The sequence below is a fragment of the Undibacterium sp. Tian12W genome (genome assembly GCF_049339405.1).
Classification (GTDB): domain Bacteria; phylum Pseudomonadota; class Gammaproteobacteria; order Burkholderiales; family Burkholderiaceae_D; genus Undibacterium.
In genome coordinates, this window is sequence record NZ_JBMPPK010000001.1 from 236,050 (window position 1) to 254,090 (window position 18,041).

Sequence of the window (18,041 nt, forward strand, 5' to 3'; positions counted from 1 at the left end):
TTAGCAAATAGATTAGTACATAGTTATTACAGAAAATATGCGCCACGAGCCTCATCCTGCGTCATAATCTTGGCACAGAAAGGCAGGAATCTTATGGCAACAATGAAGCAAGTCGCAGAGAAAGCCCGGGTTTCAACGACCACGGTTTCTCACGTCATCAATAATACCCGTGTCGTCAGTGAAGATGCACGTGAACGTGTGCTGGCCGTGATACAGGAATTGCGCTATATCCCCAGCGCGGTTGCCCGCAGCCTCAAGAACGACCGCACCCACACTCTGGGTATGATGATACCGAATAATTCAAATCCCTATTTTGCCGAAATCATACAGGGGATAGAAGACGCTTCATTCAAGCTGGGCTATAACATTATCCTGTGCAACTCCTACGATGATCCAAAGAAGCAGGCGGCCTATATCCGCGTGCTGATGGAAAAACGCATTGATGGTCTGATCCTGGTGTCCTCCGGTTCAGATGAAGAGCTGACGCAATTGCTGGCCGACGAAGGCATACCCAAGGTGCTGGTAGATCGCGAAGTGTCGGGCGTGGTAGCTGACTTTATCGAAGCTGACCATGAACAGGGTGGCTATGAAGCAACCCGTTATCTGATAGGACTTGGTCACAAGCGTATTGCCTGCGTTGCCGGACCTGACATCTTGCTACCCAGTGGTGACCGCGTCACTGGTTACCGCCGTGCCTTGCAAGAAGCAGGGCTGGAATTCAATAGCGCATATTTGCTACATGCAGACTTTACCAGCCAAGGTGGCTTTAACGCTTTCCAGCAATTGCTGGCGCTGCCACAGCGGCCCACAGCAATTTTTGCGAGTAATGACTTGATGGCGATAGGTGGCATCAGGGCAGCCAATGAGGCTGGCATCAAGATACCGGAAGCCTTGTCCGTCATCGGTTACGATGATATTGCCCTGGCCTCGTTCAGCACCCCGCCATTGACGACGATAGCCCAGCCCAAACAGGCCATAGGTAATCTGACGGCACAGATACTGGTCAACCGCATTGTTGATCCTGAGGCGCCGTTGAGGCGGGAAATGCTGAAGTCGCAACTGGTGATACGGCAATCAACTGCCAACGTATCCAGCGCTGAATGAGTATCTAAATAAGTATCCCAATAAGTATCTAAATAAGTGTCTGAAATCAGGCGTCTAAATAAGGTGCCTGAAATCAAGGTTCAGAAACCAGGTTTTTGGAACTTGGTTACTGGCAGCTGTTTTTTAGAACTTCATCCTTGGAATTTATTTTTCCAGGCTTAAGAGATAGAGTTAATCAAGACCTGCAACAAGATCAAAATAATCATCGGGGAAAAATCCAGGCCGCCGATGGCGGGGATGAGTTTCCTCACTGGCTTCAGAAAGGGCTCGTTCAAAGCCCGTACAAAAGGCGCGAAAGGCGCGCTTGGGTTGACCCAGCTAAACAATACCTCCAGCAGCAGCAAGGCCATGATCTCGTAAATGATCCATTGCGCCATCATGATGCCTGCCATGATGAAAACCTGCTCAACCATGAATACAGGTAGCACCAGCCAGACGATAAAACCCGCTGTCGCCAGGGCAACCAGCAAGGCACCTATCAGTGTCGCCCAGTCATAGCCAGCAAAACCGGGAATAACACGGCGGATAGGATGTACCAGCCAGTCAGTCAATTTAAAAATGGCTTGCGCCATTGATGCTGGCGGCCGTATGCGTTGTGCCTGCATCCAGAAACGCAGTAACAAAAAGCCGGCAAATACCCCCGTGACGGCTTTGATGACATAAATTAAATTATTCAGTAACACGGCACACCCTTAAAAAAAACCCACTGCATGACGAATCAGACAGTGGGTATTGTGCCTGAATAAAACCAGGCCACCAAGCATATCAAAGATTATGCTGGGCGATTACCAGTTGGGAAAGGCCATGCTGCATTTGGACTTACAACTGTTTTTGCATCAGGTGTCGCTGGTTTTGCTGGAGCGGCCTTTTTAGCGGCTGGCTTAGCCGCCGCTTTTTTTGCTGCTGGCTTCGCTGCTGCTGGTTTAGCTGCTGCTGGCTTAGCTGCTTTGGCTGGCTTGGCAGCAGCTTTTGCTGCTGGTTTAGCCGCTGCCTTGGCTGGCTTAGCTGCTGCCTTGGTAGCTTTAGCTGCTGGCTTGGCTGCTGCCTTAGTCGCTTTAGCTGCTGGCTTAGCTGCTGCCTTAGTCGCTTTTGCTGCTGGCTTAGCTGCTGCCTTAGTCGCTTTTGCTGCTGGCTTAGCTGCTGCTTTTTTCGCTGCTGGTTTAGCCGCTGCCTTAGTTGCTTTAGCTGCTGGCTTAGTGGCTTTTGCTGCTGGCTTAGCTGCTGCTTTTTTCGCTGCTGGTTTAGCCGCTGCCTTAGTCGCTTTAGCTGCTGGCTTAGCTGCTGCTTTAGTAGCTTTAGCTGCTGGCTTAGCTGCTGCTTTAGTAGCTTTAGCTGCTGGCTTGGCTGCTGCCTTAGTCGCTTTAGCTGCTGGCTTGGCTGCTGCCTTAGTAGCTTTAGCTGCTGGCTTGGCTGCTGCCTTAGTCGCTTTAGCTGCTGGCTTGGCTGCTGCCTTAGTCGCTTTAGCTGCTGGCTTGGCTGCTGCCTTAGTCGCTTTAGCTGCTGGCTTGGCTGCTGCCTTAGTCGCTTTAGCTGCTGGCTTAGCTGCTGCTTTAGTAGCTTTAGCTGCTGGTTTGGCTGCTGCTTTTTTAGCTGCTGCTGGTTTAGCTGCGGCCTTGGCTGCCGGTTTTGCTGCAGCTTTAGCTGCTGGCTTGGCGGCTACTTTTTTTGCAGCTGGTTTTGCTGTTTTAGCTGCGGCTTTTTTTGCAGCAGGCTTCTTTGCTGCTGCTGGTTCGTCCGGGGACGGTTGTGGTGCTGTTGCCATTTTGTTTCTCCTTCGATTGAGATGGAAAAAATCAGATAAAAATTAAATCCGCTCGATCCATTCAAGCGGATTATTCATCGGCACAAACATGATCGCTGTTTGCGCTAATGAATTCTGCACCGGCCGAACTGCTCCATCCCCTCTATTGATGGGGCGCTTCAGCCATCCTGGTTTGCTTAATGCTGCTTAATGCCGGCTCCTCGCCTGGCGGCAAACCCAAAAACGCCTGCATTAATTGCAGACGCCGGTATTCTTTTGCGAAATACAAAAACCAATAGCCACAATACCCAGTGTAGCCAGGTATTGCGGCACTAACAGTTCAAAACAATGTTGTCTATGACTGTCCATTCAGTTTGGTGAGGCCTCTCGCGTTTTACATCTTGTGCAAATCATGAGCAATCCCGGGGGATACTGACAGCTTGCGGCGTTTCCTGATTTGATGAATTCTTGTGGCTGCCTTTTCTATCTGGGGTCATGCATACCCAAATTCAACATCACATTCAAAACTTCAATCAACCTGCTCGCACTACTTGATCAGAAATCCCTGATCCGGATTTTGGCGTTCGCTGTTGTCAGCGCTTATTCCCAGTTGAGGGCTCCGCCAGTTTGATACTCAATTACACGTGTCTCAAAAAAGTTGCGCTCTTTTTTCAGGTCTATCATTTCACTCATCCAAGGGAAAGGATTTTCTTCCTGAGGGAACAGCGTTTCAAGACCGATTTGTTGTGCGCGGCGATTTGCGATGAAGCGTAAATAACCTTTAAACATAGGCGCATTCAAACCGAGCACTCCACGCGGCATTGTATCCTCTGCGTAACGATATTCCAACTCCACAGCACGCAAAAACAACGATTTAATTTCATCGCGAAATGCTGGCGTCCACAAATGTGGATTTTCCATCTTAATTGTATTGATTAAATCGATCCCGAAATTGCAATGCATCGATTCATCACGCAAGATGTATTGATATTGTTCAGCCGCGCCCATCATTTTATTTTGACGGCCAAGCGCCAGAATTTGTGTGAAGCCGACATAGAAAAACAGGCCTTCCATCAGGCAGGCAAATACGATCAGGGACTTCAGCAAAGTCTGATCTGCCTCAGTCGTGCCAGTCTTGAATGCAGGATCGGTCAACACGTCAATGAAAGGAATCAGGAACTGATCTTTGTCGCGGATAGAATCAACTTCATTGTAGGCATTGAAGATTTCTGCTTCGTCCAGACCCAGCGATTCAACGATGTATTGATAAGCGTGTGTATGGATAGCTTCTTCAAATGCCTGGCGCAACAAGTACTGGCGGCATTCTGGTGCCGTGATATGGCGGTAGGTGCCGAGTACTATATTGTTGGCAGCCAGAGAATCGGCGGTCACAAAGAAACCAAGATTACGTTTTACTAAACGGCGCTCATCTTCTGTCAGACCATTTGGGTCTTTCCAGAGTTCAATATCACGTTGCATATTGATCTCTTGTGGCATCCAGTGATTGGCGCAACCTGCCAGATATTTATCCCACGCCCATTTGTATTTGAAGGGAACCAGTTGATTGACGTCGGTAGTACCGTTGATGATGCGCTTGTCGGCAGCGTTCACGCGGCGGGCCACATCTTCTGCGGCGACCGGCACTGGCTTGCTGACCAGCGCAGGATTGAGGGCAACATCCTGAGTCTGCAGGCGAGGCTGCAAATCCTGGCCAGTGACCTGACGTGGTGCCGGAGCTGCCGGCTTGACTTCATCATCCCAAGATAACATTATTTATTTCCTTACTTTTGTAACAGCTTATTCTTCAGAGGGAAGAAGCAGCGCTTCTTCCCTCAGTTTTTTGACACTTACTTTTCGACACTTATTGGCAGGCTTCGCATTCTTCGAAACCGGCATCACCAGGACGCAACATGCAGGCCGGGCCATCAGTTTCCTGAGCAGCTGCGCTGATGCCGGCAGGTGCTGCGCCATAAGTACCACCATTACCATCGACACCTACCGCATTCAATGCACCGGTTTTGCTGGTGGATTTTTCAGTGTGCGTTGCACCTATGGTACGCAGGTAGTAAGTAGTTTTCAAACCACGCAACCAGGCCAGCTTGTAAGTCTCGTCCAGTTTCTTGCCGGATGCGCCTGCCATATAGATGTTCAGGGACTGCGCCTGATCTATCCATTTTTGACGACGCGCAGCTGCCTCAACCAGCCAGGATGGGCTGATTTCAAATGCTGTTGCATACAGGGCACGCAGATCTTCCGGGATGCGGTCGATACGGGCCAGGCTGCCGTCAAAGTATTTCAGGTCAGAGATCATGACTTCGTCCCACATGCCGCGCTCTTTCAGATCGCGCACCAGGTGTTCATTGATCTCGGTAAATTCACCGGACAGATTCGACTTCACATACAGGTTCTGGTAAGTCGGTTCTATACAAGCGGCCACACCAATAATGTTAGAAATTGTTGCAGTCGGCGCAATCGCCACGCAATTCGAATTGCGCATGCCAAATTTCTTGATGCGGTCACGCAGTGGGTACCAGTCCATGGTTTCCGAGAAGTCGGCTTCCAGATAACCGCCGCGTTCTTCGGCCAGCATCTTCAGGGAATCTTGCGGCAGGATGCCACGGTCCCACAAAGAGCCAGGGTAAGAACTGTAACGGCCGCGTTCTTCAGCCAGTTCTGTCGATGCCCAATAAGCGTAATAGCAGACGGCTTCCATGGAAGTATCAGCGAACTGTACGGCATCCATCGATGCATAAGGGATGCGCATCATGTGCAGGCAATCCTGGAAACCCATGATGCCCATACCGACAGGACGGTGACGCAGATTGGAATCGCGCGCCTTCTTCACTGCATAGTAGTTGATGTCGATGACGTTATCCAGCATACGCATCGCTGTACGCACAGTTTTTTGTAATTTAATGTGATCCAGCTTGCCGTCTTTCATGTGGGCAGGCATGTTGACCGAACCCAGATTACATACCGCGATCTCACTGTCATTGGTGTTCAGGGTGATTTCTGTACACAAATTGGAGCTGTGGACCACGCCTACGTGCTGTTGTGGCGAACGGATATTGCAAGGATCTTTGAAAGTGATCCATGGATGACCAGTTTCAAACAGCATGGACAACATCTTGCGCCACAAGTCCAGCGCCGGTATTTTTTTGGACAGAGTCAGTTCGCCCTTGGCTGCTTTTGCTTCATAAGCGACATAAGCCGTCTCGAAAGCCTTACCAAATTTGTCATGCAGGTCAGGCACATCAGATGGGGAGAACAAAGTCCAGTCGCCTTTTTCCATGACGCGCTTCATGAACAGGTCAGGAATCCAGTTCGAGGTATTCATGTCATGCGTACGGCGGCGGTCATCGCCGGTGTTTTTGCGCAGGTCGAGGAATTCTTCGATATCCATGTGCCATGTTTCCAGGTAGGCGCACACCGCGCCTTTGCGTTTACCACCCTGGTTAACAGCGACTGCCGTGTCGTTGACGACTTTGAGGAAAGGCACAACCCCCTGGGATTTGCCATTGGTGCCTTTAATATGCGCGCCGAGCGAGCGTACTGGTGTCCAGTCATTACCCAGGCCGCCGGCATATTTTGCCAGCAGAGCGTTTTCCTTGATGGCTTCGTAGATACCATCAAGATCGTCGGCAACCGTGGTCAGGTAGCAGGAAGACAGTTGTGAACGTTGTGTACCAGAATTGAACAGGGTAGGTGTCGAGCTCATGAAGTCAAAGCTGGACAGCAGATTGTAAAATTCTATGGCGCGGGTTTCGCGGTCGATTTCATTCAGGGACAAGCCCATCGCTACACGCATGTAGAAAGCCTGAGGCATTTCTATGCGGGTACCGCGTACGTGCAGGAAGTAGCGGTCATACAAAGTTTGCAGACCGATATAACCAAATTGCAGATCACGGTCAGCAACCAGTGCATTTGCCAGTTTCTTCAAATCAAACTGACCCAGTTTGGCATCCAGCAAATCGGCTTCGATACCCTTCTTGATAAATCTAGGGAAATAATCAAGGTATTCTGCTGCGGCATCCTGTTGTGCCACTTCTTTGCCAAACACTTCTTTACGGACTGTATGCAAAAGCAAACGTGCAGTGACCTGGCTATAAGCCGGTTCTTTTTCCATCAGCGCGCGGGCAGCCAGGATGGCGGATTTGTACAGCTCTTCTACCGGTACGCCGTCGTACAGGTTTTTCAAAGTCTCGGCCAGAATCGCATCCGGGTCAGCCAGCTTGTCGAGGCCCAGGCAGGCAGCAGCGATCATCTTGCGCACTTCTGCGACGTCCAGCGGACGGGACTGACCATCAACGATGACGTGCAATTGCGGCACGGCAGCTTCGACATGACCAGGCGCATCATTGACGCGACGGCGTTCTTCCATGCGTTTGGCACGATACAACACATAAGAGCGGGCAACGTCATGCTCGCCTGAGCGCATTAGCGCCAGTTCAACCTGGTCTTGCACATCTTCTATATGGAAAGTACCACCGGCAGGCTGACGGCGCAGCAAGGCTGCGACTACGCTGGCTGTCAGTTGCTCTACCAGTTCACGTACCCGGGCAGATTCTGCACCATGCCCACCATTCACAGCCAGAAACGCCTTGGTCATGGCGATGGCGATTTTGGATGGTTCGAAACCAACCACAGAACCGTTACGGCGAATGATGCGGTATTCGCTGTAACTGCTGTGATTGTTAGTGGCAGGTGTTGCTGCCATATTCAAAACCGATCCAAGTTCTGGCTTGGACGTAGTAGATGTTTCAATAGAAGAGTGCATTGATCCTCCGGATGCGGTGTTATTTTTTGCCAGCAAAGTTGAAGTGCGACGACTTTGCCGGACATGGGGTTAAACAGTGAAGCGACTAGGCGGTTAAGCAAGTAAGGTGCAGCAAGGCATACAGCCGGATGCGGCGAAATTCGCCAAATCCGGTTTATTTTGTTTACATCAGACACAAATTCAATTGCAAAACATGAGGGAAATTGAAGCAAGGCAAGAAAACAAACAAATCCTGAAAACCACTACATCTAGTGCGCTAATTTTTATTTGCCCTAATTCTAGTGCCGCCTCAGGCGATATGCAACCGCTTTTTATTTAATTAATTGAATTATTTTTTCTGTAAATATGTGTACGAGGTGTTGACTTTCGCAAAGCACAGAAATGCGTCAGTGCCGCCGAGAGCGGGCACTAACATTTAATTTCATGCTAGTAGCGGAGCCTGGTATTACCTGGCAAATGATTCCCAAAATGGGTGTGGCAATGGAATCAAGAAAGTGAGACTGATGGTGGTCTTGCAGCTATCACACTACAAGCAGGCAACTGGCCGGATGCATGCGGCCAGAATCGCCATCATCAACAGATGCAACGAAAAAGACACAACTAAAAGAGACAACTAAATAATTTACTCCTGGATCTTCAGTTTTTGTATCTGGTAACGCAGTTGACGAAAACTGACGCCCAGCAATTCTGCCGCCTGGGTGCGGTTGTTGCGGGTCTGCTGCAGGGCACGGCGTATCATTTCGCGCTCTACGCTTTCAAGATAGTCAGGCAGCGAGCAAGGCAAGCCCGGGGCGGTGAATACATCCTGCACGATAACAGGGGGGGCATCCACAACAGTCTGGCCTTGACTACTGATAACGGCGGTTGGTACCGGTTGCACTACCGGCAGCTCAGGCGACTTCCTGGTTCCGCGCAAGGCCAGGTCGCTGACCTCTATGCAGCCATCATTGGCAAAGGCAACTGCGCGCTCCAGTATGTTTTCCAGCTCACGCACATTGCCGGGAAAGTCGTAACTGATCAAGGCATCAATTGCCTCTACTGACATATCAACATCATTGCCAGTCAGTTTCTTGAGGATATTGCGCGACAGCTCGACAATATCTTCCAATCTTTCGCGCAGCGGTGGCAAGTGCAATTCAATGACATTCAGGCGGTAATACAAGTCTTGCCGGAAGCGCCCTTCTTCTACACAGATTGCCAGGTTCTGATGGGTCGCACTGATAATGCGCACATCGACTGCCTCTTCCACCGTGGCACCAACCTTGCGCACCCGTCGTTCCTGTATGGCACGCAGTAACTTGACTTGCATGGGCAAAGGCAGGTCGGCCACTTCATCAAGCATCAGCGTGCCGCCGTTGGCAGCCTGGAAAAAGCCTTCCCTGTCATCAGCCGCGCCGGTAAATGCACCTTTTCTGTAACCAAAGAATTCAGCTTCCATCAAGGTCTCGGGAATTGCCCCGCAATTGACGGCGATAAAAGGCTTGTCGGCCCTGGCACTGCTGGTATGTATTTCGCGCGCCGCCAGTTCCTTGCCGCTACCCGATTCGCCGGTAATAATAACCGGTGCCATGCTGCGTGCCAGACGGCTGATCTGCGCCCTGACCTCTTGCATGCCTTGTGACTGGCCTATCATGAAAGAACTAGCGGGGACGTTCAGTTTTTCCGGAGTCGCCAGTTGTACTTTTTGAACTTCATTGGTTTGCAGGGCCGACCTGACCAGTTTGCGTAACTGGTCAAGCGCCACCGGCTTGGAGACATAGTCGAAAGCACCGGCCTTCAAGGCAACTACGGCATTGTCGGCGCTACCAAAAGCGGTGATCACGGCGATAGGCGTATTTTTATATAGTGCACTGACTTCCTGAACCAGCTCCATACCCGAGCCGTCAGGCAGACGCATATCAGTCAGTACCAGCGCATAACTGCGCTTGCTCAGATGGGCGCGGGCCAGTGCCAGGGTTTCTGCGCTATCGACATCCAGCCCCATTTTGATGAGGGTAATCTCCAGCAGTTCGCGCAGATGCGCCTCATCATCCACTACCAGGATGCGGGGACAGGCCGCAGCTTCTATCATACTCATGCACTATATCCAGAGAAATTAATTACAAAACGCCCGCTGGGCTCGGTCTTGCCTTCTTCGGTTTCTTCAACCCTGTATTCATAATCGAGCAAGGCATGGTTATTCAAACACAACTCCCTTGCCATATACAAGCCCAGGCCAGTGCCCATACGTGAAGTAGTGTAAAACGGCTCAAACAAATGCGACCTGACTTCATACGGAATCGCTGGTCCATCATCTTGTATATGCAACTCTTGCCGCCCACTACTATTAATATAGGCAAACAGTTTGATACTGGCTTTTTGCCCACTGGCATAGCGTATGGCATTCGACAAAAGATTCAACACCACTTCGCGCAAATGACTGGGATCAAAGTTGACGAGGAAGTTTTCATTTTTCAATACTGCAATAAAATCAGTGGGCAAGTTACGTGTTTCTATAAAATCCCTGACCATTTCTTCTATCTGGTCCATCACCAGATACGGTTCCACATCCGATTGTGCCTTACGTGAGAGCTTCAGGATATCTTCTATGAGCTGGTTCAGGCGTGCCACATTGTCATCAACAATCTTCAACAAGCGTTGTGCCTGTTTATTTTCATGGCCAGGTTGACTCATGTCCTCATTCAATAAGGAGGCAGCATAAGAAATTGACGACAGCGGATTACGCACTTCGTGGGCAATGCTGGCCGTCAGGCGGCCCATGGATGCCAGTTTGAGTTGCTGCGCCTGGTTTTCTATATCCGACACATCTTGCATGAAGACGATGGTGTAGCTGCCATTGCGTTCTTTCAAGCCACCCGCATTGACACCCTTGATAGAAACAAAACGCAATTTCAAGTGCGTGATGAAATGCGGGCGTTCACGTTCATTACGTTCTCTGGTGGCAGTGTCGGCTGCCATTTCACCCAATTCAGGCTTGGGATCGTCGAGATAACAGCGTATCGACACGAAGGAAATTTCTTCTTCCTTGCGGCGGTCAGGCAAACTGGGACGCGCCTGCATATTGCTCAATACTTCAACAATCGGGCGCAAAGCAGCTATGCTCCCCAATTCTGTGCCTATCATTTCTTTGCTGAGATTGCCTCCCAGCATGCGCGCCGCTGCGGGATTGATTTCAAACATGCAACCATTCTGGTCCAGCACCAGGATGCCATCGCCCATGTCAGCAATCACCAGTTGATTGATGGCCTGTTGTATGGCGAGTGCGTTACCACGCTGTACTGCCAACTGTTCCTGATTAATCAGATTATGTGCCAGCCGGTTGACGACAGACACCACCGCAAAATAGGCCGCGCCATACAAACCTGATTGTGAAAAAGGAGCCCCATCTATCTGTTGCAGATAATGATAAACACTCTCTCCCAATAAAAACAGGACGACGATGGACGTAAAAAAGAAAGACCAGAGCAGCGGGCTCAGTATCGCTGCACCTGCCAGCGGGAACAAAAATAAAATACCCAGGCCGCTCTTGCTACCACCACTCGCCAGATACATGGTGGAGATGATGATGATGTCCAGCAGTATCTGCGTCGTCAGTTGCCACATGAAACGGCGAGAGTAAAGTTGCTTGAGCACCACAAAGCCAATAGCTACCGACAAATAAGCCAGGCCAATATCACGTCCAAACAAATGCTCACTGGTCCAGATGTCTTTACCACTGCGCAAGCTCAGCAAGATCAGCAAGCTCGCCGCCACCACGATACGCGAGGCATTCAGCGTTTGCAGTGAGCGCCAGAATGAGTGTGACGGTTCAGACACTTCCTGGTAGGTTTCAGACATGGGTGTCCTGTCGGCTGGCAGGCTCATGCAAGGTCAGCATGTTCTTGACTGCAGTAAACCTGACCGGCGCGCTGCACTGCCTCTGATGCGGGCAAATAAATCTGGCAATGTGCGCAGCAGACCATGTTTTCAGCAGATGCGACATTCTGTGAACCGGCATTTTCCGGGTCCAGGGGGCGCTCTGGATTGCCAGACCTGGTAACCGGAGGCTGCGCTTTCTTCTTCAAAGCCAGGATAACCAGGATCACCAAGCCCAGCCAGAACAGTAACCTCATGACAGGCTCCTGTGCAGCAAGACTTCCAGCACAAAACGGCTGCCTACATAAGCCAGCAACAAGGTAACGAATCCGGAAAGAGTGAAACTCAATACTGTTTTACCGCGCCAGCCACGCCAGTAACGCCCGGTCAGCAAAATCGCGAACAGTAACCATGACAGCAGTGACAGCAAGGTTTTGTGATCCCATTTAAAAGCAACACCCAGCACCTGCTCTGAAAATATCACGCCCGACAAGACTGTCAGTGTCAATAAAACAAAACCAAACAGGACAAAACGGAACAGAATTTTTTCCATGGTCAGCAAGGCAGGCAGCCTGTCTATCAGGGTATTGAGCCACTCCACCTTTTTTACCCTGCGCAATTGATGTAGATGCTTGTCTTGCACTGTCATGACGACAGCATGAAAAGCCGCGATCGTCAGCGTGCTATAGGCCAGCATGGCAACCACCACATGCCAGGGGAACATGGCAGTCTTGCCAGCCAGGGCAATCAGACTGCCTGGGAAAAAACTGGGCAAGACTGCCATCATGGCGGCATTAGGCATCAGTAACAGACGCAGGCCATCGAGGGAAGAGTTGCGGTTTTCCAGCCAGCAGACAAACACAGATACCCACAGAGCTGCAGATAACATCACAGCAAAGCCCGCCCTGAGTGCATGATCAGGAAAAATTGTCAGCCACAAAGCCATGCCATGTGTCAGCCAAGCCAGGGCACTGACGGCATTTGACAGCGTCAGCCAGCGTCCTGGCAAGACTATGCTCAATATATATAAAGCAGCGGCAAGGAATGATAGATAGATTTGCATGGGACAAGTTTACACCATGTCGCATGAAAAGTCGGATTATGCATGTTCAGCAGTTTCCACAAGTGCGCCCTAACCTGCCAGCGGATTGATTGATGACAAGGTTTTTTGATATTTTTTCATCTTGTCGTACAGGGTTTTCTTGGGTATGCCCAGCGCTTCGGCAGCGGCTGCCACATTATTGGCGCTCTTTTCCAGTGCAGCCTGTATCAGGCTGGCTTCATACACATCCAGCTTTTCAGGCAGGCTGTAAGCAGCCGTCGTCTGGACTTGTCCGGTGTGCGGAGCGGGTAGATCCGCAAATTCAGCCACTCCAAGTACCAGTTGATCAGCGAAATTGCGCAACTCACGTACATTGCCCTGCCAGTCAGCCTGCATCCATTGCTGCATGTGAATCGAAGATAACAGCGGCGCTTGTTTTTGATAACGCAACGCTGCCCGCTGTACAAAGTACGATAACAGCAAAGGAATATCTTCGCGCCTTTCATTCAGCCTGGGCAAATGCATGGTGACGACGCTGAGGCGGTAGTACAAGTCTTCGCGGAATTGTCCTTGTGCGCTGAGCTTGAGCAAATCCATTTTGGTGGCGGCTATGATGCGGCAATCCAATGCGATCAATTGATTGCCGCCCAGTCTTTCGAGACTGCGTTCTTGCAAAACCCTGAGCAATTTGATTTGCAGGTTCAGCGGCATACTTTCAATTTCATCAAGAAATACCGTACCACCTTGCGCGTACTCCAGTTTGCCTATACGTCGTTTTTGGGCACTGGTGAAGGCACCGGCTTCATGTCCAAAGATCTCGCTCTCGAAAACTGACTCTGGCAAGGCACCACAATTGATGGCAACAAACTCGCCTTTACAGCCACTGGCCAGATGCAATTGCCGCGCCACCACTTCCTTGCCGGAACCGGTGGCACCGTTGATCAATACATCAACCTGTGTCGGGCCTATGCTTTGTATGAATTTCCTGACTTTTTCTATTTGCGGGCTTTGGCCTATCAGGTCTGGTGTGTCCGCATGATTGAGCCAGGATAATTTGAGCTTGCGGTTTTCCATGACCAGTCGCCGCTTTTCCTGGGCGCGCAGGCAGGCATCGAGCAGGCGTTCAGCTGCAAAAGGCTTTTCCAGAAAATCATAAGCACCATGGCGCATGGATTCTACCGCCATGCTGACATCGCCATGACCAGTAATGATAATGACAGGCAGCTCAGCATCAATGCCACGCACTTTTTCCAGCACGTCGAGGCCAGACTTGCCGGGCAAGCGCACATCGGTGACGATAATGCCGGCATAGCCTTCCTTGATATAAGCATCTGCCAGTTCTGCACTGGCACAGGCCTGCACTTCAAAACCACCAAGCTCCAGCGTCTGGGTCGTTGCCAGGCGCACTGCCTGCTCATCCTCTATTAATATAGCGAGCATTTGAGTCATACTGTTTCCTTAACTATATATACAGTCATGCGCGATCAATCTGTACTAACTTGTACTCGCCTGATCAGCCAGCGGGATGCAGACTGTAAATTCAGCGCCACCTTCCGGGCGGTTATCTGCCACCAGGCTGCCATTCATGGCCTGCACGATGGAAGAAGAAATCGCCAGCCCCAGCCCCAGTCCCTGGCCAATTTCCTTTGTCGTAAAAAATGGCTCAAACAAATGGCCGGCCACATGTTCGGGTATGCCAGTACCTGTGTCGGCGATCGTGGTTCTTGCCATGCCCTGCCATTTACTTAGTCTGACATCGACTTCCCTGACCGGGTTGTTTTCTACCGCATCCAGAGCATTGCGTATCAGGTTGATCAAGACCTGTTCTATCCTGACGGTGTCACCAAGCACCTTGGCGGGTTCTTCAATATGTACGCTTAGTTTGACGCCACGCCTGTCAGTTTCGCTGCGCAACAAGCTGACCGCAGACTGGATTGCAGTCTGCACATTGACCTCGGCAATCGCGTTCGGGCTCTTCCTGGCAAAACCCTTGAGCTGGGCAATGATGCTGCCCATGCGTTCGCTGGCATGGCTGATATGCTCCAGATTGGCCAAAGCCTGCTCAGCCTTGCCGCGGTTCATGAAGGTAATGGCGTTATCGGCAAAGGCGCGTATTGCGGTCAGTGGCTGGTTCAATTCATGGGTGATGCCGGTAGCCATCTGGCCCAGCATGGCCAGTTTGCCAGCCTGCACCATTTCATTCTGGGTAGAGCGCAGCAGGTTTTCAGTCTGCTTGAGTGTCAGGTAACGGCTTTCAAGTTCGGCATTCGCCTGCGTCAATTGCCGGGTGCGTTCAGCGATATGCAGCTCCAGTTCATCTGCTGCTTTCTTCAAGGCACGCTGCGCCAGGCGGCCTTCTTCCAGCCTGCGGCGGCGCTGGTCAAACACGGCAGCAAAAGCCAGCGCTATACCGAGTATCAAAGCCACTACCAGCGCAGATTGCAAACCCGCGCGCGTGACTTTGCCTTGCTCCGGGAATAACATTAACTGCCAGTTCAAACGCCCTATCGGTCTTTGCAGATACTCGTCATAACCTTTCTTGTCTTTCAGCGGTAATTGGGCAATGGCTTCTATATGCTTGCCACCGTATTGCAAAGTGGCTTTCAAATCCTGCTGCACAGCGGGAGACAGGTTTTGCAGGCTGTGGTATTTCCAGGAAGCGCGATTACTTAAAAACACGACGCCATGCCTGTCGCTGAGTGCGATGGGTTCTTCACTACTACCCCAGGCTTGCTCAAATTCGTTGAGGATAATCTTGACGGCGATCACGCCTATCGGTGCCTGGCTGCCACGTTTGTTGCCACGTTTGCTGCCGGGTGGATAGACTGGCTGGGAAATAAAATAACCGGGAATATTGGTGGTATTGCCTATCGCATAAAAATGGCCAGGCTTGACCTGCTTCAAGGCTTCAGAAAAATACGGCCTGAAAGCAAAGTTCTGGCCCAGATAGGTTTGTGCAGTATTCCAGTTACTGGCGGCGATAGTATTACCCTGCACATCCATGAGGTAGATGGCGGCAACTTTGGCTTGCTCTGCCAGTTCTTGTAAACTCAGGTTCAGGGCCTGCGTCAGCTTGCCATCTTCCTTGTGCAACAAAGCCTCTGCCGTCATGGGCAGATAAGAAATCGCAAAAGGCAGAGTTTCGTAGCGCTCAAGTACAGACTCAATATCCAGCGCAATGATCTGCAACTGCCTGTCACCGGCCTGACGGCTATTGTCCCTGGCAATGCTGGCCGCCACAAAATAACTGGCGACCACCAGCGCAATACTTACCGCCGCCACACAAATAAAGATCAGGCGCCGCCTATGGGCACTGTCAGTACGCGGCGCCGTCACAAGCTCTTACTTATAAATACCGCAGTTGATAACAATGTCTTCATACTTTTCAAAGTACATGGATTTTTGCTCTATCTGTTTCGAGACAGGGTTGACGAACTTATAGTCTTGCCAGCCCTTACCCTTGGCCTTGGCGAGCTCCATACGTTCACGCACAAACAGCTTGCCATCGGCATCTTTTAAATCCATCAAGTCCTTGCCCTGCATTTTGGCATTTGCACCATGGGCCAGATTCTTGCCATTCATATCATTGATGGTGACATACAGGTCGCGGTCACGGAAAGGCCCCTGCAAATTATTGACGTCAGCAAAAGTCTTGTCCCTGCCGTTCGCCTTGATACTGGCAATCACTTTTTGCACCATGGCGACTGCCTCAGGAGCCGTGCCATGGGCATTTTGCGCATGACTGGACGCGCCCAACAAGAAAACCAATCCCGCTACTACCATTCGTACGAATTTCAGCATGATGTCTCTCCTTATGTTTTTATGGGCGCGCCCGCGTTTCTACTTCTAACTTCTTACTCCTTACTTCCTGCCTCCAGCTTGCTGCTTAATCTACTGCCGCCATCTTCAATTCATCATTGTGATGTCTTTGCTGCTCTTCCATGACCAACTGACCAAGTTCACGCTTCAAGGCATTGAAGCCAGGATCAGAAGGATCACGCGAACGTGGCAGTTCAACGATCAGGTCTTTTTTCACCGTACCTGGCCGGTAAGTCATGACAACGATACGGTCAGCCAGGTAAATTGCCTCTTCTATACTATGGGTCACGAAGATGATGGTTTTCTTCAGTTCTGACCAGATGCGCAGCAATTCATCCTGCAAGTTGCGGCGTGTCAAAGCATCCAGCGCACCGAAAGGTTCATCCATTAACATGATAGGCGAATCCAGCGCCAATACACGGGCAATTGCAACGCGCTGACGCATACCGCCAGACAAATCCTTGGGAAAGCGCGCTTTAAAGTCACTCAGACCCAGCATGCCAAGCAGGCTGGCGACACGCTGCTGTATCTCAGCCTTGGCCATACCCTTGATTTCCAGACCAAAGGCGATGTTCTGCTCTACAGTCATCCAGGGGAACAATGCATATTCCTGGAACACCATGCCACGGTCAGGACCAGGCGCTTTGACAACGGTATTATTGGCGGTAATCGTGCCTGAAGTTGGCAGTGCAAACCCGGCAACGGCATTAAGCAAAGTTGATTTACCGCAACCAGAAGGACCGAGCAGACAGACGAACTCTCCTTCAGATATCTCCAGATTAATATCACGCAAAGCCACGACTTCTTTGTCAGCCGTTTTGAAGATTTTATTTACGCCTTCAATTTTGATATGAGTCAGGTTCATTTCAGTTCTCCAATCCACGGTGCCAGCGCAGCAAATAGTTATTCAATTTATTCATCGCCAGATCAATTGCCAGACCCAGCAAACCTATGCTGATCATGCCTGCAATAATCTTGTCAGACCAAAAATACTCACGCGCCTCAAGTATGCGGAAACCCAGACCATTATTCACAGCAATCATTTCCGAAACGATGACCACGATAAAAGCTGTACCTATACCGATACGTACACCAGACAAGATATAAGGTACAGCTGCTGGCAACATGACGCGTACAAACATGGTGGTCTGGCTGGCACCCAGATTTCGTGCTGCCCTGATATAGATGCCATCAACATGGCGGACACCGGCGATGGTGTTCATCAATACCGGGAAAAATGCGCCGATCGCGATCAGGAAGATGGCTGGTGGATTACCCAGACCAAACCACAGTATCGACAACGGGATATAGGCAATCGGTGGTATTGGGCGCAAAACCTGAATCAGGGGATTCATCCATGCATACATCCTTTGGCTGGAACCCATCGCCAGGCCTAGCGGCAATGCCAGACCTGCACCAACCACAAAGCCAACCAGCACACGGTACATACTGCCCATGGTGTCGCGTATCAACTCACCCGAAAAAGCCCAGGCCAGCCAGCTCGTTGTTGCCGCATCTCTGGCTTCATAAGGAGATGCATACTCTATCCATTTTTTTACTACCGCCATCGGCGTAGGCAAGACCTGGGCATTGACCCAGCCCATGCTGGTCACTACATGCCAGATCGCAATCAGAATAACGGGCACAATCAGCCCCGCGCCAATTTCACGCCATTTGAATTTCATGATTTTTCCTTCAAGGAT

Annotated in this window: 15 protein-coding genes; 3 read left to right on the forward strand and 12 right to left on the reverse strand. The window is 50.6% G+C overall.

Going from position 1 to position 18,041, the window contains the following annotated elements; genetic code table 11:
• Positions 1 to 93: 93 nt before the first annotated feature.
• Positions 94 to 1,104, forward strand: a complete 1,011-nt coding sequence (locus ACO0LI_RS01025) for a LacI family DNA-binding transcriptional regulator (RefSeq protein ID WP_422949522.1) — start codon at positions 94 to 96, stop codon at positions 1,102 to 1,104.
• A gap of 158 nt (positions 1,105 to 1,262) precedes the next feature.
• On the opposite strand, the gene ACO0LI_RS01030 is transcribed toward ACO0LI_RS01025, so the two are convergent.
• On the reverse strand, positions 1,263 to 1,787 hold the full coding sequence (locus tag ACO0LI_RS01030; protein WP_422949523.1) for a YggT family protein: 525 nt from the start codon (positions 1,785 to 1,787) through the stop codon (positions 1,263 to 1,265).
• Between the two features lie 309 nt (positions 1,788 to 2,096).
• Here ACO0LI_RS01030 and ACO0LI_RS01035 point away from each other — a divergent pair, with 309 nt between their 5' ends.
• The gene (locus tag ACO0LI_RS01035) at positions 2,097 to 2,912 is read left to right on the forward strand and encodes a hypothetical protein (RefSeq protein WP_423030184.1); all 816 of its coding nucleotides are present in this window, start codon (positions 2,097 to 2,099) and stop codon (positions 2,910 to 2,912) included.
• A gap of 533 nt (positions 2,913 to 3,445) precedes the next feature.
• On the opposite strand, the gene ACO0LI_RS01040 is transcribed toward ACO0LI_RS01035, so the two are convergent.
• Both ACO0LI_RS01040 and ACO0LI_RS01045 read right to left on the reverse strand, forming a co-directional pair.
• Positions 3,446 to 4,615 carry a ribonucleotide-diphosphate reductase subunit beta gene (locus ACO0LI_RS01040; RefSeq protein ID WP_422949525.1) on the reverse strand — a complete coding sequence of 390 codons (1,170 nt, stop codon included), beginning with the start codon at positions 4,613 to 4,615 and terminating at the stop codon, positions 3,446 to 3,448.
• A 91-nt stretch (positions 4,616 to 4,706) separates the two neighbouring features.
• Complete coding sequence (locus ACO0LI_RS01045; protein ID WP_422949684.1) at positions 4,707 to 7,562, reverse strand: ribonucleoside-diphosphate reductase subunit alpha; 2,856 nt, start codon at positions 7,560 to 7,562, stop codon at positions 4,707 to 4,709.
• Between the two features lie 166 nt (positions 7,563 to 7,728).
• Between ACO0LI_RS01045 and ACO0LI_RS01050 the strand changes: the two genes are divergently transcribed.
• Complete coding sequence (locus tag ACO0LI_RS01050; RefSeq protein WP_422949526.1) at positions 7,729 to 7,941, forward strand: hypothetical protein; 213 nt, start codon at positions 7,729 to 7,731, stop codon at positions 7,939 to 7,941.
• 303 nt (positions 7,942 to 8,244) lie between these two features.
• Here the strand turns inward: ACO0LI_RS01050 and ACO0LI_RS01055 are convergent, their stop codons facing one another.
• The 9 genes from ACO0LI_RS01055 to ACO0LI_RS01095 all read right to left on the reverse strand — a co-directional run bounded on the left by ACO0LI_RS01055 (position 8,245) and on the right by ACO0LI_RS01095 (position 18,023).
• Complete coding sequence (locus ACO0LI_RS01055) at positions 8,245 to 9,699, reverse strand: sigma-54-dependent transcriptional regulator (RefSeq protein ID WP_423030186.1); 1,455 nt, start codon at positions 9,697 to 9,699, stop codon at positions 8,245 to 8,247.
• Entirely contained in the window at positions 9,696 to 11,486 is a 1,791-nt protein-coding gene (locus tag ACO0LI_RS01060; protein ID WP_423030188.1) for a sensor histidine kinase, read from the reverse strand. Before ACO0LI_RS01060 ends, ACO0LI_RS01055 begins: the two co-directional genes overlap by 4 nt.
• Positions 11,483 to 11,734, reverse strand: a complete 252-nt coding sequence (locus ACO0LI_RS01065) for a PP0621 family protein (protein ID WP_423030190.1) — start codon at positions 11,732 to 11,734, stop codon at positions 11,483 to 11,485. The genes ACO0LI_RS01060 and ACO0LI_RS01065 overlap by 4 nt, the downstream gene beginning before the upstream one ends.
• Positions 11,731 to 12,540, reverse strand: a complete 810-nt coding sequence (locus ACO0LI_RS01070; protein WP_423030192.1) for a cytochrome C assembly family protein — start codon at positions 12,538 to 12,540, stop codon at positions 11,731 to 11,733. Before ACO0LI_RS01070 ends, ACO0LI_RS01065 begins: the two co-directional genes overlap by 4 nt.
• Positions 12,541 to 12,609: 69 nt before the next feature.
• Positions 12,610 to 13,968, reverse strand: coding sequence for a sigma-54-dependent transcriptional regulator (locus ACO0LI_RS01075; protein WP_423030194.1), 1,359 nt, complete (start codon positions 13,966 to 13,968; stop codon positions 12,610 to 12,612).
• A gap of 45 nt (positions 13,969 to 14,013) precedes the next feature.
• Complete coding sequence (locus tag ACO0LI_RS01080) at positions 14,014 to 15,855, reverse strand: sensor histidine kinase (protein WP_423030196.1); 1,842 nt, start codon at positions 15,853 to 15,855, stop codon at positions 14,014 to 14,016.
• A gap of 6 nt (positions 15,856 to 15,861) precedes the next feature.
• Positions 15,862 to 16,320 carry a cache domain-containing protein gene (locus ACO0LI_RS01085; protein ID WP_423030198.1) on the reverse strand — a complete coding sequence of 153 codons (459 nt, stop codon included), beginning with the start codon at positions 16,318 to 16,320 and terminating at the stop codon, positions 15,862 to 15,864.
• 85 nt (positions 16,321 to 16,405) lie between these two features.
• Positions 16,406 to 17,203 carry an ABC transporter ATP-binding protein gene (locus tag ACO0LI_RS01090; protein WP_423030200.1) on the reverse strand — a complete coding sequence of 266 codons (798 nt, stop codon included), beginning with the start codon at positions 17,201 to 17,203 and terminating at the stop codon, positions 16,406 to 16,408.
• Between the two features lies 1 nt (position 17,204).
• Entirely contained in the window at positions 17,205 to 18,023 is an 819-nt protein-coding gene (locus ACO0LI_RS01095) for an ABC transporter permease (protein ID WP_422949534.1), read from the reverse strand.
• Positions 18,024 to 18,041: the final 18 nt, after the last annotated feature.

What these genes read in the sequence shown, in the direction of transcription:
- ACO0LI_RS01090 (WP_423030200.1), bottom strand. Translation starts at nt 17,203, where the DNA reads ATGAACCTGACTCATATCAAAATTGAAGGCGTAAATAAAATCTTCAAA.
- ACO0LI_RS01045 (WP_422949684.1), bottom strand. Translation starts at nt 7,562, where the DNA reads ATGGCAGCAACACCTGCCACTAACAATCACAGCAGTTACAGCGAATAC.
- ACO0LI_RS01055 (WP_423030186.1), bottom strand. Translation starts at nt 9,699, where the DNA reads ATGAGTATGATAGAAGCTGCGGCCTGTCCCCGCATCCTGGTAGTGGAT.
- ACO0LI_RS01040 (WP_422949525.1), bottom strand. Translation starts at nt 4,615, where the DNA reads ATGTTATCTTGGGATGATGAAGTCAAGCCGGCAGCTCCGGCACCACGT.
- ACO0LI_RS01025 (WP_422949522.1), top strand. Translation starts at nt 94, where the DNA reads ATGGCAACAATGAAGCAAGTCGCAGAGAAAGCCCGGGTTTCAACGACC.
- ACO0LI_RS01085 (WP_423030198.1), bottom strand. Translation starts at nt 16,320, where the DNA reads ATGCTGAAATTCGTACGAATGGTAGTAGCGGGATTGGTTTTCTTGTTG.
- ACO0LI_RS01095 (WP_422949534.1), bottom strand. Translation starts at nt 18,023, where the DNA reads ATGAAATTCAAATGGCGTGAAATTGGCGCGGGGCTGATTGTGCCCGTT.
- ACO0LI_RS01075 (WP_423030194.1), bottom strand. Translation starts at nt 13,968, where the DNA reads ATGACTCAAATGCTCGCTATATTAATAGAGGATGAGCAGGCAGTGCGC.
- ACO0LI_RS01065 (WP_423030190.1), bottom strand. Translation starts at nt 11,734, where the DNA reads ATGAGGTTACTGTTCTGGCTGGGCTTGGTGATCCTGGTTATCCTGGCT.
- ACO0LI_RS01070 (WP_423030192.1), bottom strand. Translation starts at nt 12,540, where the DNA reads ATGCAAATCTATCTATCATTCCTTGCCGCTGCTTTATATATATTGAGC.
- ACO0LI_RS01060 (WP_423030188.1), bottom strand. Translation starts at nt 11,486, where the DNA reads ATGAGCCTGCCAGCCGACAGGACACCCATGTCTGAAACCTACCAGGAA.